Origin of the sequence: Hyphomonas sp. (genome assembly GCF_013823385.1) — a bacterium.
Lineage (GTDB): Bacteria > Pseudomonadota > Alphaproteobacteria > Caulobacterales > Hyphomonadaceae > Hyphomonas.
In genome coordinates this window covers 124,417-139,950 of record NZ_PNMA01000007.1, presented here as the reverse complement: position 1 = coordinate 139,950, position 15,534 = coordinate 124,417, and the positions used below count along the sequence as shown (strand labels likewise).

Annotated in this window: 18 protein-coding genes; 7 read left to right on the top strand and 11 right to left on the bottom strand. The window is 65.2% G+C overall.

All coding sequences use genetic code 11. From position 1 onward, the window contains the following. Window positions 1–440 precede the first annotated feature (440 nt). Window positions 441–1,190: a Sir2 family NAD-dependent protein deacetylase gene (locus C0456_RS06810; RefSeq protein WP_291049923.1), complete on the bottom strand. Its 750-nt coding sequence runs from the start codon at window positions 1,188–1,190 to the stop codon at window positions 441–443. Window positions 1,191–1,288: 98 nt separating this feature from the next. After that, complete coding sequence (locus tag C0456_RS06805) at window positions 1,289–1,990, bottom strand: VIT family protein (protein WP_291049921.1); 702 nt, start codon at window positions 1,988–1,990, stop codon at window positions 1,289–1,291. 147 nt (window positions 1,991–2,137) lie between these two features. On the opposite strand from C0456_RS06805, the gene C0456_RS06800 reads away from it, so the two are divergent. The 3 genes from C0456_RS06800 to C0456_RS06790 all read left to right on the top strand — a co-directional run bounded on the left by C0456_RS06800 (window position 2,138) and on the right by C0456_RS06790 (window position 3,838). Then, complete coding sequence (locus tag C0456_RS06800; RefSeq protein ID WP_291049919.1) at window positions 2,138–2,701, top strand: LemA family protein; 564 nt, start codon at window positions 2,138–2,140, stop codon at window positions 2,699–2,701. A gap of 61 nt (window positions 2,702–2,762) precedes the next feature. Beyond that, the gene (locus C0456_RS06795; RefSeq protein WP_291049917.1) at window positions 2,763–3,119 is read left to right on the top strand and encodes a hypothetical protein; all 357 of its coding nucleotides are present in this window, start codon (window positions 2,763–2,765) and stop codon (window positions 3,117–3,119) included. Window positions 3,120–3,196: 77 nt separating this feature from the next. Further along, on the top strand, window positions 3,197–3,838 hold the full coding sequence (locus C0456_RS06790) for a hypothetical protein (RefSeq protein WP_291049915.1): 642 nt from the start codon (window positions 3,197–3,199) through the stop codon (window positions 3,836–3,838). On the opposite strand, the gene C0456_RS06785 is transcribed toward C0456_RS06790, so the two are convergent. The 6 genes from C0456_RS06785 to C0456_RS06760 form a co-directional block, all read right to left on the bottom strand. Continuing rightward, complete coding sequence (locus C0456_RS06785; RefSeq protein ID WP_291049913.1) at window positions 3,835–4,980, bottom strand: aminotransferase class I/II-fold pyridoxal phosphate-dependent enzyme; 1,146 nt, start codon at window positions 4,978–4,980, stop codon at window positions 3,835–3,837. The genes C0456_RS06790 and C0456_RS06785 overlap by 4 nt on opposite strands. A gap of 21 nt (window positions 4,981–5,001) precedes the next feature. After that, window positions 5,002–6,585, bottom strand: coding sequence for a TRAP transporter large permease subunit (locus tag C0456_RS06780; RefSeq protein WP_291049910.1), 1,584 nt, complete (start codon window positions 6,583–6,585; stop codon window positions 5,002–5,004). Beyond that, a complete protein-coding gene (locus tag C0456_RS06775) occupies window positions 6,575–7,246 on the bottom strand; it encodes a TRAP transporter small permease subunit (RefSeq protein ID WP_291049908.1) in 672 nt (223 codons plus the stop codon). The genes C0456_RS06780 and C0456_RS06775 overlap by 11 nt, the downstream gene beginning before the upstream one ends. Window positions 7,247–7,263: 17 nt before the next feature. Then, window positions 7,264–8,373: a TRAP transporter substrate-binding protein gene (locus C0456_RS06770; protein WP_291049906.1), complete on the bottom strand. Its 1,110-nt coding sequence runs from the start codon at window positions 8,371–8,373 to the stop codon at window positions 7,264–7,266. 70 nt (window positions 8,374–8,443) lie between these two features. Beyond that, the gene (locus tag C0456_RS06765; protein ID WP_291049904.1) at window positions 8,444–9,202 is read right to left on the bottom strand and encodes an arginyltransferase; all 759 of its coding nucleotides are present in this window, start codon (window positions 9,200–9,202) and stop codon (window positions 8,444–8,446) included. A 105-nt stretch (window positions 9,203–9,307) separates the two neighbouring features. Next, window positions 9,308–9,940, bottom strand: coding sequence for an OmpA family protein (locus C0456_RS06760; protein ID WP_291049902.1), 633 nt, complete (start codon window positions 9,938–9,940; stop codon window positions 9,308–9,310). Window positions 9,941–10,120: 180 nt separating this feature from the next. Here C0456_RS06760 and C0456_RS06755 point away from each other — a divergent pair, with 180 nt between their 5' ends. Both C0456_RS06755 and C0456_RS06750 read left to right on the top strand, forming a co-directional pair. Beyond that, window positions 10,121–10,978 carry an NAD(P)-dependent oxidoreductase gene (locus C0456_RS06755; RefSeq protein WP_291049900.1) on the top strand — a complete coding sequence of 286 codons (858 nt, stop codon included), beginning with the start codon at window positions 10,121–10,123 and terminating at the stop codon, window positions 10,976–10,978. Window positions 10,979–11,009: 31 nt separating this feature from the next. Then, on the top strand, window positions 11,010–11,444 hold the full coding sequence (locus C0456_RS06750; protein ID WP_291049898.1) for a DUF1801 domain-containing protein: 435 nt from the start codon (window positions 11,010–11,012) through the stop codon (window positions 11,442–11,444). Window positions 11,445–11,460: 16 nt separating this feature from the next. Here the strand turns inward: C0456_RS06750 and C0456_RS06745 are convergent, their stop codons facing one another. Then, window positions 11,461–11,814, bottom strand: a complete 354-nt coding sequence (locus C0456_RS06745) for a hypothetical protein (protein WP_291049887.1) — start codon at window positions 11,812–11,814, stop codon at window positions 11,461–11,463. Between the two features lie 197 nt (window positions 11,815–12,011). Between C0456_RS06745 and C0456_RS06740 the strand changes: the two genes are divergently transcribed. Next, a complete protein-coding gene (locus tag C0456_RS06740) occupies window positions 12,012–12,446 on the top strand; it encodes a peptidylprolyl isomerase (RefSeq protein ID WP_291049885.1) in 435 nt (144 codons plus the stop codon). Window positions 12,447–12,488: 42 nt separating this feature from the next. On the opposite strand, the gene C0456_RS06735 is transcribed toward C0456_RS06740, so the two are convergent. Both C0456_RS06735 and xseA read right to left on the bottom strand, forming a co-directional pair. After that, window positions 12,489–13,106, bottom strand: a complete 618-nt coding sequence (locus C0456_RS06735) for an FMN-binding negative transcriptional regulator (protein WP_291049883.1) — start codon at window positions 13,104–13,106, stop codon at window positions 12,489–12,491. A gap of 4 nt (window positions 13,107–13,110) precedes the next feature. Beyond that, window positions 13,111–14,511: an exodeoxyribonuclease VII large subunit gene (gene xseA, locus C0456_RS06730; RefSeq protein WP_291049881.1), complete on the bottom strand. Its 1,401-nt coding sequence runs from the start codon at window positions 14,509–14,511 to the stop codon at window positions 13,111–13,113. Window positions 14,512–14,625: 114 nt separating this feature from the next. Between xseA and C0456_RS06725 the strand changes: the two genes are divergently transcribed. Beyond that, window positions 14,626–15,480 (top strand): class I SAM-dependent methyltransferase, encoded by an 855-nt coding sequence (locus C0456_RS06725; protein ID WP_291049879.1) that lies wholly within the window; start codon window positions 14,626–14,628, stop codon window positions 15,478–15,480. Window positions 15,481–15,534 lie beyond the last annotated feature (54 nt).

Genomic DNA, 15,534 nt, shown 5'->3' with positions numbered 1-15,534 from the left:
GGCCAGCCCCCGCTGCGTCCGGCCAAACCTGCTGCGTGAAACTCTCTTCCTTCGCCCACCCCCTTCGTCACCCTCGATGGCCGCAGGCCATCTGAGGGCCCATCTCCCGTCCCATCCCCAAGTCCGTGCCTGACGGTCCGGAGATAGGCCCTCAGATGCGCTCACGCGCATCGAGGGTGACGCATCTTCTGAAGCCCCGGAAAGCCCGAAAGGTCAGCCCACCCCAAAAACCCGCTCATCCCCGCCTGCGCGGGGGTGAGCGGCATCAGGGTAGGCACCGTCACCGGAGAACTTTCCTCTCCCCACGGAGCAACAGACCCCCTCCCCATGAAAATGGGGGTCATGAGGATCAGCAATCGCCCTGCGATTGCCCGAATGAAGGGGTGGGGCCGCGCGCGGCAAAAACCAACTCCCGCAGTGTGCCTCTCAGGCGCCGCCCCTTAAAGCCGCGTCATCACCGCGCTCATCAGCGGCCCGATGTCCGTGTTCAGCACAAGATCGGCATACGGATCGAGATCCGTTTCCTCGCGGTTGACGATGGCGAGCCTTGATCCGGCCTTCTTGGCAATGATCGGCAAGCCCGCCGCCGGATAGACGACAAGCGAGGAGCCCAGCACGAGGAAGAGGTCCGCCAGCAGCGCTTCTTCGGTCGCCCGTTCCATCTCCACTTCCGGCATCGCCTGGCCGAAGGAGATGGTCGCGGATTTTACGAGCCCCGTGCAGAACATGCAGGTGATGTCTTCGTCCGCTTCCCATTTGGGCCGCAGCGCCTCGAACTCGTAGCGCTTCCCGCATTGCAGGCATTTGGCATAGCTCGCATTGCCATGCACCTCGATCACCTTGTCGGCCGGCACGCCGGAGGCCTGGTGCAGGTTATCGACATTCTGCGTGATGATACTGGTGACCTTGCCCGCCTCTACGAGCTTTGCCACGGCATAATGCCCGGCATTGGGCGCCGCGCCGGTCCAGCCGGCGGTCTTGTTGAACACCCGCGTCCAGGCTTCGCGGCGCGCGTCGCGTGAGGCGACGAAATCCTGGAACATGATCGGCTGCATCTTGCTCCACACCCCGCCGGGCGAGCGGAAATCGGGAATGCCGCTTTCGGTCGAAATGCCCGCGCCGGTGAACACCACCACGCGCTCGGCAACCTGGATCATATGGGCGAGATTTTTGGCGTCGGTCTCAGTCATGCCCCCGAAACTATACGGGATTTGCGCGGCCTTCTAGCGGAACATGCCGCCGGCGCGGCCGGGAAGCTCGCCCGGCTGAAAGCGGGGCTGGAAGGCGGCTAGACCACCGTGCCCACCGCCGCGCCGATGAGGCCGGTGACGGCCATCGCGGCGGCGCCCCAGAACACGACGCGGACCACGGCCCGGCGTTTCTTCGCCCCGCCCGCCTTGGCCGACAGCCAGCCGAGCGCGGCCAGGCTCAGCAGCGAGACGGCTGCCACCACCGGCGTCACCGTGCCCGCTGGTGCCAGCGCCGCCGCGATCAGCGGCAGGATCGCCCCAGCCGAAAAGCTCGCCGCCGAGCTCAAGGCGGCCTGAACCGGATTGGCACTTGCCACCTCGGTCAGCCCGATTTCGTCGCGCGCATGGGCAGCCAGGGCGTCATGCCGGGTCAGCTGCTCGGCCACCGCGCGGGCGGTCACCGGCTCAACGCCCCGGTCGATGTATACCTGCGTCAGCTCCTCCAGCTCCTCCTGCGGAAACCTCTGCAGGGCGAGGCGCTCGATCTCCAGATCGGCCTTCTCGGTGTCTGCCTGAGAGCTGACCGAGACAAACTCTCCGGCCGCCATCGACATCGCCCCGGCCACCAGCCCCGCAATCCCGGCCACCAGAATCTCGGAGGCCGAAGCGGCAGCCGAAGCCACCCCGATCATCAGGCTGGCGGTGGAAACGATGCCGTCATTCGCCCCCAGAACGGAGGCGCGCAACCAGCCGGTGCGCTGGCTGTAATGGTGTTCCTTGGGCAAATACGGGTCGGGCATTGGGCGGTCCACCGGAACAGGGGCTATGTTGGCCGAAAAATCGGTGCAGAAACGGGCAGGTAAGGTCAGGTTAACCTGCACTTGCGCACGTGGCCACACACCGTTACGCCTTTGCAGGCTGGTATGAAGCAATAAGGGGACACCCGTATGAACGTCTTTCTAATCGTGCTCGCGATCGTGGTGGCCGTCATTGGCGCCATCATCCTGATCTATAACGGCCTCGTCATGAAGCGGCAGCGGGTCAACCAGGCCTTCGCGGATGTGGATGTGCAGCTGAAACAGCGCCAGAACCTGATCCCGAACCTCGTGGAAACGGTCAAGGGCTATGCCGCCCATGAGCAGGCGACCTTCCAGCAGGTGATCGCCGCCCGCAACGCCGCCCAGGCGGCCAACACGGCCGGCGAGATGGCCAGGGCCGAAGGCGTCCTCAGCCAGGCGCTCGGCAAGCTCTTCGCCCTCGCCGAAGCCTATCCGGACCTCAAGGCCAACACCAACTTCCTGCAGCTGCAGCAGCAGCTCTCCTCGATCGAGGACAAGCTCGCCGCTGCCCGCCGCTTCTACAACTCGGCCGTTCAGGACTATAACACCGCCCGCGAACAGTTCCCCGGCTCGATCATTGCCGGCAGCTTCAATTTCGAACCGCGCGAATTCTTCGATGTCGGCGTCGAAGGGCGCGCGTCGATGGACGAGCCGCCAAAGGTTGCCTTCTGATCCCCTCGCGCGGCCGGGCCACCTGCGCTATCCTGATCGGGTAGCCAGGGAGGCAGGCCCCATGTCCGTACTACGTTATCTTCCGGTTGCGGCGGGCTTGATGCTCGCCGCCTGTGCCTCCACGAGCGATACGCCCACCGTCCGCTGGAGCGCGGCTGCGTGGAACGGCCTGGCCGCGCAAACCATCGGCACGGAGAATTACAGCTTCTTCGCCGCTCCGCTGGACGGCCAGGGCTTCAAGCTGAAGCTGACCCTGGCCACAGACGGCATGTTCCGCATTCAGGAAGAGGGCGAAAACACCTTGCCGGAGGAACTGCGCGCCGCCGCCGAACAGGCCGCGCCTGAAGGCTGCCGTCTGGCCGCGCTGGCCATCGCCCCCGATGGCAGCGCCGAAGCGTCCTATGATTGCCAAACTTAAATGTTACGGGCCATGGACAGCAGCGCGGGCGCAAGCTCAGAATGCGGACTTTCTTGCTTCAGGGGTGGTGCCGCGTGATGCGCTCTATGATTATTGCCGCTTCGGTCTTGCTGGCGGCCTGTTCTCCTTCGGCGCCCGCAGAAAAGGGTGAGGCCGGCGAAACCCTGCAGGCGGAGCTGACCTCTCCGGTGGAGGCCGCCGAAGACGCCGAAACGGCCACCCCGCTGCTGGATCCCACGGCGCTGGACTTCTCCCGCATTGCGCTGGCCATGCGCATTCCCACCGCCTTTGAGGCCCGCGAGGAAGGCGCCCTGCTGCAGATCAACGTCACCAATCAGCGCCTCGGCATAAACCTCGCCGAGGAGTTTCCCCTTGTTCAGACGAGTGAGGTGACCAGCCCTTTTTTGGCAGCAGAGGCGCGGGAGGGATACCGGATATGGACCTATGGAACGCGCCCGGAAGATGGCCCTCTCTTGCAGGCGATCAGCGCCGAACTTGCCCGTCTGAAGCGCGAAGCGCCTGGCGAGAATGAGCTGAGCTTCGGCGCGGTCGCGCCCGGCTGCTGGAACGAGGCGAGCCAGACGCCAGAGAGCCTGCGCCGCACGCTCTACATCCGCGTCAGTCCGGAGGCGGACTTTGAACTGTTCGTGCCGGAACAGGAAGTCGGCAGGGGCGAGTTGCCCGGCCTGGAAAGCTTCTGGGGCGCCTGCGATTCCTAAACGGTCTGCCGCGCCGGCTGCGCCTTGAACCAGGGCTCGAGCCGCGCCAGCGCTTCCTCGATTTCCGGCGTCGACAGCGCAAAGGAAAAGCGCATGAACCGCCCGCCATCGACAGGATCGAAATCCACCCCCGGCGCGGTCGCCACGCCGGTTTCTTCCAGCAGCTTCAGGCAGAAGCTGAGGCTGTCCCCGGTAAAGCGCGAAACGTCCGCATAGATATAAAACGCCCCATCCGGCGGGGCGATCTTCTCAAGGCCAAGGCGCGGCAACGCCTCCAGCAGCAGCGCGCGGTTCCTGCGGTAGACTTCGAGATGGCCTTCCAACTCCTCCCGGCTGTCCATCGCTACAAGGCCTGCATGCTGGGCCAGCGATGGCGCGGTGAGGAAGAGGTTCCCGATATAGGCATTCGTCCGCGCCACGCCTTCTTCGGGCGAGACCAGCCAGCCGAGCCGCCAGCCCGCCATCGAGAAATATTTGGAAAAGCTGTTGACCACATAGGCGCCCGGCGCAAATTCCATCATCGAGTGGATCTTCGGGCCATAGCTGAGGCCATGATAGATCTCGTCGGAGATGATCCGTATGCCCCGGCGCTGGCACACCTCGGCAATCGCGGCGAGTTCGTCCTTCGGAATGATCGTGCCGGTGGGGTTGGCCGGGCTCGCAATGATCACGCCCTGGGGCGCGGGCTCCAGCGCGTCGAGCGCAGCAGCCGACAGCTGGAAGCGCACTTCCGGCCCGCAGGCGATCTCCACCGGCTCAAGGTTCAGCGCCCGCACGGTATTGCGATAGGCCACATAGCCGGGCCGCGCCATGGCGATCCGGTCGCCCGGATTGAACGCGGTCGACAGCGCCAGGACCAGCGCGGGCGAGGCCCCGCAGGTGATCACCATCCGGCGCGGACTGAGGTCTACGCCAAATCCCTCGCGATAATGCCGGCAGATACGCTCCTTGAGGGGCAGGCTTTCCCAATAGCCCATCGCCTCGGTGTCGAGCACGCGGTGCGCCGCCGCAATCGCGCCCTTGGGCGCGCCGGTAGAGGGTTGCCCAAACTCCATATGCAGCACGCGCTGCCCGGCGGCTTTGAGTTCATGCGCGCGGCGGCTGATCGAGATCGCCTGAAATGGCGCAATATCCTGTCCCATCGGGAACCTCTGTGTTGGTGATTACTTCGCCGCCAGCGCCGGCAGCCATGTGGCCAGCGCCGGCATCGACGCCACCATTGCCAGCAGAATGACCTGCAGTCCAATGAAGGGCAGCGCGCCCTGCCATATCTGCATCGTGGAAACTTCCGGCGGCGCGGCCCCGCGCAGATAGAAGAGGGCAAATCCAAACGGCGGCGTCAGGAAGCTCGTCTGCAGGTTCACCGCCATCAGGATGCCGAGCCAGACCGGATCACAGCCGAGCAGGATCAGCGGCGGCGCCACCAGCGGCACCACCACGAACACGATCTCGATGAAATCGAGGAAGAAGCCGAGGATGAACATCACCAGCATCGCTGCGGCCAGCGCGCCCCATTTCCCGCCCGGCACATTGTGCAGGATGTCATGCACCAGATCGTCCCCGTCAAAGCCCCGGAAGACGAGGCTGAAGAGAGACGCGCCGATCAGGATCAGGAACACCATGGAGGTGATGTGGGCGGAGCTTTTCAGCGCGGGGCCCAGCTGCTTCACCCGGCGCAGCACCAGCAGCCCGGCCACCAGCGCGGCCAGGATGGCAAGGGCGGCGAGCACCGTGATCGCCATGCCGATGAAATCGGCCCCGCTATGCCCGCCCGAAGCGGTGCGCAGGTCGAGTGTGTTGCGCAGCACGATGATGAGCAGGATGCCGGCAAGGCCCGCCAGCATCACCGGCATCAGGCGGCTTTTCGCCTCCCGCGCCAGGCGCATCCCGGCCAGCAGGATGGCCCCGCCCGCGCCGATGGCGGCTGCTTCGGTCGGCGGGGCAATGCCGCCCAGAATGGAGCCGAGCACGGCCACGATCAGCGCCAGCGGCGCGCCAAGGCCGAGCGCCACATCCCGGAAGGAGAGCGGCGCGGTGCCTTCAATGACCTTCGCCGGCGGGCAGGACTCCGGCCGGAAGATCGCCATGAGGGCAATCCACAGCAGGTAAAGCGCCACCAGGATCAGGCCGGGGATCAGCGCCCCGGCAAAGAGATCGCCGACGGACACCACCGCTGATCCGCCCCCGGAGCGTAGCGCCGCCTGGCTGGCCGCATTGGAAATCGCGTCGGCCAGAAGGATCAGCACAATCGAGGGCGGAATGATCTGGCCCAGCGTGCCCGAGGCCGCAATCGTGCCGGTGGCAAGGCGCGGGTCATAGCCCTGCCGCATCATCGAGGGCAGGGCGATCAGCGTCATCGTGATCACGGTCGCCCCGACAATCCCGGTCGAGGCCGCCAGCAGCGTGCCCACCAACACGACCGCAAAGCCAAGCCCGCCGCGCATCTTGCCGAGCAGGCGGCTGGCAATGTTCAGAAGGTCTTCCGCCACGCGCGAGCGTTCGAGGATCACCCCCATGATCACGAACAGTGGCACCGCCACCAGCGTCTGGCTCTGCATGATCGAGCCGCCTTCGATGCGGCTCGGAAACGCTTTCAGGAAGCTCTCGGGGAAGACGCCGGTGGCAATGCCGATCAGCGCGAAAATCAGCGCGACGCCGCCCAGCGTCAGCGCCACGGGATAGCCCGCCAGCAGCGCGCCGATGGCGACCACGAACATCGAGATGGCAAGGATTGCCTCAAGCTCCATGGCCGCCTCCTTCCGCTGCCAGCTGCTGGGGTGTCTCCGGCGGCAGCGCCCCGGTGATCCGCAGCGCGGCCTTGATCGCTTCAGACAGCCCCTGCGCCATCAGCAGCGCCGCAAAGGCCGGCACCAGCGTCTTGAACAGGAAGAAGATCGGCAGGCCATCGGACTCGCGCGAGCCCTCCAGCAGCAGCCAGGCGCGGGCAAGCCCCGCCTCGCTGGTCATCAGGATGCGCACGCAGATCGGGAAGAGGAAGAGGTAGATACCGGCCAGTTCGATCCAGCTGCGACCTGTCTCGCCAAAGCGCGGGCGCAGGATGTCGACGCGCACATGCGCGCCATCCCGAAGCGCCGCAGCCGCCCCCAGCATGAACATGGCAGCAAAGCTGTACGTGGTGATCTCATTCAGCCAGCTGAAGGAGAGCGAGAAGGTGTAGCGCAGGATCACCACTGCCAGCATGGAGAAGACCAGCATCAGGCTGGCGGCAATCGCCGCGCCGAGCGCCACACCGGTTGCCCGGTCGATCAGACGGCTGAGCTTCAGCCCAACCCCGTCAACAAGGCGCGGCGCGCTCAGCGCAATCAGCGGCAGAAGGAACAGCGGCAGGCTGATCAGGCCCAGCCATTTCAGCCCCGTGCCGATATGCAGGAAGATGCCCGTATCCATGCCCGCCCCGGCGCCCCTTACTTGCCGAGCGCGCGGGCGGTATAATACACCCCGTCCGAAACGCCGGCCCAGCCGCGCATCAGCTTCAGGGATTTCTCGAAGCTCTCATAGATGCGCTTCTCGATGCCGCTGCGCCCGGCAGAGGCGCGCACATCATAGGCCGCTTCCGACATCCGCTTCACCACTTCCTCGGGGAAGGAACGCATCTGGACATTATGCTGGTTCACCAGCAGGTCGAGATGCACCGAATTCTGATAGGTGAACTCGCCCAGCGTCTCATGGTTCACCGCTTCGCACGCGGCCTTGAAGATCGCCTGCTCGCCAACCGTAAGGCTGTCCCACACGCCGCGATTGATGCCCACGGCCAGGCTCGCGCCGGGCTCATGGAAGCCGGGGCCGTAATAGAAGGGCGCTTCGCGGTGGAAGCCGAGCGAATAGTCGTTCCAGGGGCCCACCCATTCGGCCGCGTCGATCGCGCCGGTCTGCAGCGCCTGATAGATCTCCCCGCCCGCCAGCGCGATGGAGGCCCCGCCCAGCGCGCGCAGCACTTCGCCGCCCTGGCCCGGAATACGCATCCGCAGGCCGGCCATATCCTTCAGGGAGCGGATTTCCTTGCGGAACCAGCCGCCCATCTGGTGGCCGGTATTGGCGCCCTGAATGGACTTGATGCCGAACTGTCCGGACAGCTCGTCCCAGAGTTCCTGCCCGCCGCCAAAGTCGATCCAGCCCATGATCTCCTGCGCCGTCATGCCGAAAGGCACGGCGGTGAAGAAGGGAAAGCCGGTGGATTTCGCCGTCCAGTAATACTCCGCCCCGTGATACATGTCGGCCGAGCCATTCGCCACCGCGTCAAACGACTCAAACGGCGGCACGAGCTCTCCGGCGGCGAACACCTTCACCTCGATCACCCCATCGGTCATGTCGCCGATGCGCTGGGCCACGCGCTCGGCAGCGGTGCCAAGGCCGGGCAGGCCCTTGGGCCAGGTGGTCACCATGTTGAAGCGGCGGCGGCTGCGGCTGATGGCGGGTGTCGCCAGCACAGCGCCGGCTTTCGGCGTCGAGAAAGTGGCGGCCGCGCCGGCCACACCCAGCGCGCCTGCGCCGATCAGGTTACGGCGGTTGATCATCAATGCCCTCCCCACGCGGCACGGGCTCTTTGGCGCGTTTGCGCCATCGGTCCGTTTGGCCGACGAAAAACTAGTCGTCGTCTCTCAAGGGCCGCCAGCGGTCGCCGTCAAGCACTTCCAGCGGTTTGTAGCGCCGTTTGTAGTCCATCTTCGGGCTGCCCTTCACCCAGTAGCCCAGATAGAGGTGCGGCAGGCCGAGATCATGCGCATGCAGGATGTGGTCGAGGATCAGATAATGGCCCAGGCTCTGGCTGGCCTTTGCCGGGTCAAAGAAGGTGTAGACCATCGACAGGCCATCGCGCAGCACATCGGTGATGGCGGCGGCCACCAGAGGCGCGTCCGGCTCGGGCCCGTCGCGATACTCGAAGATCAGGCTCTGCACCGGGCTGCCGCCCACCATGGCTACATAATCCCGGAAGGTCATGTCCGACATGCCGCCATTGTCATGCCGCGTCGTCACATAGGTTTTCAGCAGGCGGAACTGCTCACGGGTTGCCTGCGCGGCAACCGGGCGGCGCACCAGTGTCTCGTTGCGCGCAATCACGCGGCGGTCATTGCGGCTGAGTTCAAAATCCCGCGTCGCCACCCGCACGCTCTTGCACGCATTGCAGCGCGCGCAGGCGGGGCGATAGGCAATCGACTGGCTGCGGCGGAAACCCGACTGGCTGAGCACGTTATGCACAGCGTCCGCTTCCGGAATGGCGAGGTTGGTGAAGGCTTTGCGTTCCTTCCTGTCAGGCAGATAGGGGCAGGGGCTGGGGTTCGTCACGTAGAACCTCAGCGACCGCTCAAGGCCCGCCAGCAGAAGATGTGGATCCGAAAACTTCATTGCCCCTGACGATACACCGGCGCGCGAATCCGCCAAGTGGCGTTTTCGGGGCAGAAGGTTAAGCGCAGTGAGAATGGCACACCGCTGTGCCCTGCTGGTGACAGTCTAGTCAGCCAGATGAACCTGCAGGCTGATCCTGCGGTTGGCGGCCAGGTGGGGCTGGCCGGCGCTGAGGGGGCGCGTATCGGCAAAGCCGGTCACGGCGATGACCCGGTCTGTCCCGAAACCGGACGCTTCCAGCATCCGGCGGGCCTCATTGGCACGGGCCGAAGAGAGTTCCCAGTTGGAGCTGGCCGTGCCCGCCATCGAGAAGGCATCGGTATGGCCTTCGATGGAGACGGTATAGGGCAGGGCGGAAAGGCTCGCGCCAGCGGCGCGGATCAGGGCGGCGCCGGTCTCTGTCAGGGCGCCGCTGCCGGTCTCGAACAGGGGCCGGTCGGCCGTATCCACAAGCTCGATCCGCACGCCCTGCGCATCGGCAGAGAGGCGCACGCTGTCACCGGCGGCCTTCAGGCTTTCGGAGAGTTCCAGCATCGCCAGCAGGCGGGCCGCTTCCGATGGCGCCGCTTCCGCCATCGCGGAAACACTCGCGGGTTTACCGGTAAATTCAGAGGCAATCACCGCGCGGTCTTCTTTCGAGACCCCGCTGACCAGCCACATGAGCAGAAAGAACGCGACCAGGGCCGTCAGGAAGTCGGCATAGGCCAGCTTCCAGGTGCCCGTTTTCCGGGTAGGCATGACGGGCCTTCTGCCCGTCTGCCGCCGAGAGGTCGTGGCATATGCCATGGCTCTTTTGCGTCCGATCCTTCTGATGGATGACGCCGGTGTATCAGGTCGTGGTGAAGGTCACGCTTCGGCCGGGGGTGGGATTTTGATGAAATTCGCTCTAATTAGCCCGTAATTCAGCAGGAGAGAGCAATGGCGCGTACCGCATTTCTGGGCCTCGGGGTCATGGGTTTCCACATGGCTGGCCATCTGGCGCGGGCGGGCCACCAGGTCACCGTCTGGAACCGCACGCCCGCCAAGGCCGCCGCCTGGACTGCGGCCCATAAGGGCCAGAGCGCGGCAGACCCCGCCTCCGCCGTCTTCGGCGCCGAATATGTGCTGATGTGCCTCGGCGATGACCCTGATGTCCGCACGGTGTTTGAAGCCTTCGAACCGAGCCTCGGCGCGGGGATGACCGTGATCGACCACACCACCGCTTCGGCCTCGCTCGCCCGCGACCTCGCCGAGCGCTGCCGCGCCAGGGGCGCCCATTTCATCGACGCGCCGGTTTCCGGCGGCGAGGCGGGCGCGATCAATGGCAAGCTCACCATCATGTGCGGCGGCGAGGAAGACGCCTTCGCCAAGGCCGAGCCTGTGATGGCCGCCTTCGCGCGCGCCACCACGCTGATCGGCCCATCCGGCGCGGGCCAGCTTGCCAAATCCGTCAACCAGATCTGCATCGCCGGCATCGTCCAGGGCCTCGCCGAAGCGCTGCACTTCGCTGACAAGGCCGGGCTGGACGCGGAGAAAGTCATCGCGGCGATCTCCGGCGGCGCGGCCCAGAGCTGGCAGATGGAAAACCGCTGGAAAACCATGGCCGAGGGCAAGTTCGATTTCGGCTTCGCGGTGGACTGGATGCGCAAGGATCTCCGCATCACGCTGGACGCGGCCCGCGAGAATGGCGCAAGCCTGCCGCTCACGGCGCAAGTCGATCAGTATTACGCCGATGTGCAGGCGATGGGCGGCCACCGCTGGGATACCTCCAGCCTGATTGCGCGTCTGAAGCGATAAGGTGTATGGTCTGTACCGGGAGGATGCAGGCATGGCGAAATATGAGGCAAAGACACAGCAGACGGTTCTGAGCCCGGCAGACTTTGTGGCCGCGATGGAAGACGGCCCGCGCAAGGCGGACGCGGCCGCCGCGCTCGCCTGGATGACGAAGACAACGGGCCTGAAGCCGAAAATGTGGGGCCCGTCGATTATCGGCTATGGCCGCTATGCCTACACCTATGACAGCGGCCATTCGGGCGAAGCGATGCTGACCGGTTTCAGCCCGCGCAAGGCAAACCTCGTCTTCTACATCATGCCGGGCCACCGCGATTACGGCCCCCAGCTTGCCCGCCTGGGCAAGCACAAGACCGGCAAGAGCTGTCTCTACATCAACAAGCTCTCTGACATAGACATGACCGTGCTGGCGGAAATCGTGCGCGACGGCGTGGCCCACATGCGCCAGCATCATCAGGCTTGGGACGAATGAACCTTCCGGCCCGCGCTCAGAAGGCCGGCATGTCCATCATCGCCAGCGCGTCGTTGAGGATCTCTTCGCCCAGAAGCTGGGCATAGGTTTCCACGGCGGTTTCAAATTTCGGGTTCTGCACATCGGCAAAGCTCATGCCGCAGCGCGAGGTCGCAATCGCCAGGGCGCTGAAGCTGAAATTCAGGAGCGCGGCATTCGCCTCCGGCTTCTGCTCCTGCAGGGCATGGATCATGACCTGTTTCACATTCGTCTTGAGTTCCGGCGTCGTATTACTTTTCATACAGGTTGCCAGGCGATCCGGGTCGAAGTCCGCGAAGGCCGGCAGGGCGGAACTGGCGAGCACTGCAGCAACAATAACAGAACGTAACATGGTTCGTCTCCGGATAATGTAGATGTCCTCTCCTGAGTACAACAGCTGCGCGCCCGGCGAAACGAAGGAACGCAGGTGCCCTGCTACGGGTTTACATCCCGGCTCAAGGGCTTAACTTGTTCATCTGAACTTCATGAAGGCATTTCGCGCGCAGCCGCAGCCTTTGCAAACATTCCTCCAGAACGATTGGACAATTCATGACTGTCAAAAACGGCGACACCGTACACATCCACTATACCGGCACGCTGAGCGACGGTACCACCTTCGACAGCTCTCAGGGGCGCGAGCCGCTGTCTTTCCAGGTCGGCAGTGGACAGATCATTCCGGGGCTCGACTCGGCTATCCCCGGCATGGCGGTGGGCGACAGGAAAACGGTGAACGTTCCGTGCGAGGACGCCTATGGTCCCGTCAATCCGTCGATGCGCCAGGATGTGCCGCGCGCCGAATTTCCGCAGGACGTTCCCTCCGAAGTCGGCACACGCCTGCAGATGCAGACGCAGAATGGCCAGGTGATCCCCGTGGTGATCGTCGCCGCTGACGACACCGCCATCACGCTCGACGCCAACCACCCGCTCGCCGGCAAGGATCTGACCTTCGATATTGAACTCGTGGCGATCAGCGCCGCAGCATAACCCGCGTTGGCGATGGGCCCCGCGCGGGCCCATCGCGCGCTGTCAGTCCAGCGCCCGCATCGCTGCCGCGATGGCCGCGCCGCCGGGTTGGGCGTCCAGCGCTTCGATCACGCCGGCGCGCATCTCGGGCGCCTTGTTCTGGCCGAGCTTGGTGATCCCTTCCAGCCGGCGCGGCCGCATCTCGAAGGCGCGGATGCCGTTCAGCAGCGCCTCGAAAGCGGCCGGCGTCATCTTCGCCCGCGTCCAGGGCGGCTTGGGCAGGAGGCCCGCCTCGAACACGGCGGAGAGATCATCCAGAAAGGAGGCCGCGCCCTCCCGGCCCGTCTCGGTCACCGCGCCCTCCGCTTCCACAGACAGGTAGTTCCAGGTCGGCACCTGATCGGGCACCTCGCCATACCAGTCCGGTGAAATGTAGGCCTCGGGGCCTGTGAACACGAGCGTGGCCGCCGCCCCTGCCAGCAGCCGCGCGGTTACCGGATTGGCGGCCGAAAGGTGGAAGCGCAGGACAATCCCGTCCCCGTCCTGCCGCGCGATCACCGGGGTATGCACGGCCAGCGGCGCCGCCTCGCCATTCACCATCACGATGCCCAGAGGATGAGCGGCGATCCGGGCCAGCAGGAGGACCGGGTCCGTCTCACGGAAGCGGGGTGAAGGGTGCATCGGCTCAGAACAGGTTGCCCTGCTCCCCCTTCTTGCGGGGGGCGGGCTTGGGCTTGGCGGCAGGGGGCGGCGCGTCACCCTCGAGGGGCGCAGCGGTCACATCGCCGTCCGCAAATGTCACACGCAGGGCCGGAAGTGTCCGCGCCTGTCCGGACGTGCGCACCAATTGTCCGGAAGTGTCCCGGATAATCACGTATCCGCGCTTCAGTGTCGCCTGATAGGACAGCGTTTCGAGCAGCTTGCCTTCGGCGCTCAGCGCGGCCTTCCTCTGCTCGATCAGCCGCATCAGGGCCGGCCGTGCGCGCACGGCTGTATCCCGCAGGCGCTGGCGCTGCCCCCGGATTTCCGCCCGCAGGGTCGAAGGGGAAAGCTGCAGGCGCGAGAGCTTGAGGCGCGCCTTCTGGGTCAGCGCCAGGGCCGCTTTGGGCAGGCTGGCGGCGGCAAAGTCGAGCCGCTGACGCTTTGATTGCAAAAGACTTTCCGGCCGGGGCAGGCGGGCGGCGCTGAGCTTGTCGCGGGCCCGGGTAAGCGCGCGGGTGAGGGCGCGTTTCAGGCGCTGGCCGGAATCGTCAATGCTCAGGATCAGCTCGGTGCGCACCGGCACGGCCATCTCGGCCGCCCCGGTCGGCGTCGGCGCCCGCCGGTCGGAAACGTAGTCGATGAGGGTCGTATCGGTCTCGTGCCCCACCGCTGAAATCAAAGGGATTTCACTCTCGAAAGCGGCCCGGACAACCACCTCTTCATTGAACGGCCAGAGGTCTTCAATCGACCCGCCGCCCCGCGCCACGATCAGCACATCGGGCCGGTCAGCGCCGGTCATGGCGTTGAACCCCCGGATGCCCGCGGTCACCTGAGCCGCCGCCTGATCCCCCTGCACAAGGGCTGGCCAGACAATGACGCGCACCGGAAACCGGTCGCGGATACGGTGGAGGATATCCCGGATCACCGCCCCCGTCGGCGAGGTGATCACCCCGATGGTGCGGGGCATGTAGGGGATCGGCTTCTTGTGTTTCGCGTCGAACAGCCCCTCTGCGGCGAGCTTCTTCTTGCGCTCCTCCAGCAGCTGCATCAGTGCGCCCGCCCCGGCGGGCCGCATCGTGCTGGCGATCATCTGATATGCCGAGCGGCCTTCATAAGTGGACAGGCGCCCCGTCGCGACGACCTCCAGCCCTTCCTCGGGCCGGAAGGTCAGCCGGTCCACCTGCCCGCGCCACATGATGGTGTTGAGCACCGCCTTGTCGTCTTTCAGGTCGGCATACATGTGGCCGGATTTGGCGATGGTCACCCGGCCAAGCTCGCCGCGTACGGTCACCTGGTCGTAATTGGTCTCGATCGTCCGCTTCAGGCTTGCGGCCAGTTCCGAGACGGTCAGTTCAGGTTGATTTGTGGTCGGCGAGTCGGGCATGGGCCTCTTGTGGACTGGCCGCCCTTTCGGGGCAAGCCGGGGATACTTGACCTTGCGGTTGCCGCACGCCACGACGTTCGGCGCCCCTCGTTACCGTCGTCTCCAGGCTCCGCCATGACCAACGTTACTCTCCGGCAGCGGCTTCGTCCGGTCTCCCGGCTGATACCCCACCCGATTCGCCAGCGCTTGTTGCGGATGTGGCGGGATATCCTCAGCCTGCCCGCCCGCATGAAGAAGGGAGCCCGGCCTTTCCCTTGGGCGACCATGCATGATGTGGGCGGCGGCGAGTTTTACCAGGTTGGCAGGACGATCCGCGATCAGCTCATCGCCGAGGCCGGTCTGAAGCCGGACGACCATGTGCTGGATATCGGGTGCGGCACGGGCCGGGTGGCCTTTGCGCTCACAGACTACCTTTCTGCGCAGGGGGGCTATACGGGCTTTGATGTTTCCGCCCCGGGGCTGGCCTGGATGATCCGGCATATGCCCCCGGCAGCGGCCCCTTTCCGGATTGTTCGCGCCGACATTTTCAACACGGAATACCGCCAGAACACCGCCAGCCCCGCTTCGGCTTACCAGTTTCCTGTCAGGGACGCAGATGTGGATGTGGCCTTTGCCACATCGGTCTTTACCCACCTGCTGCCGGCAGATGCCGAACATTATCTCAAGGAAATCGGCCGCAGCCTCAAACCGGGCGGGCGAGCGCTGATCACGGCATTCCTGATGTCAGCGCCGCGCCAGGCGAAAATGGACAAGGCCTTTGTGCCCTTCTTCCCCTTCGGCCCTAATGCCTTTGTGGGGTCGCCCAAGGTGCCGGAGGCCATGATCGCGTTCGATGAAGACACATTCCTGCGCTGGATTGATGCGGCCGGGCTCAAGCTCGACAGGCCTGTGGTGAGGGGGCGCTGGTGCGGCGATCCAGGGGCCAGATTTCAGGACCAGATGATCCTGATCCGCCCCGGACTGGCCTGAACCGGACGCTTCAGCCGCCCTGGCGTACAATTCGCCTTGATCTTGGCCGGCCTC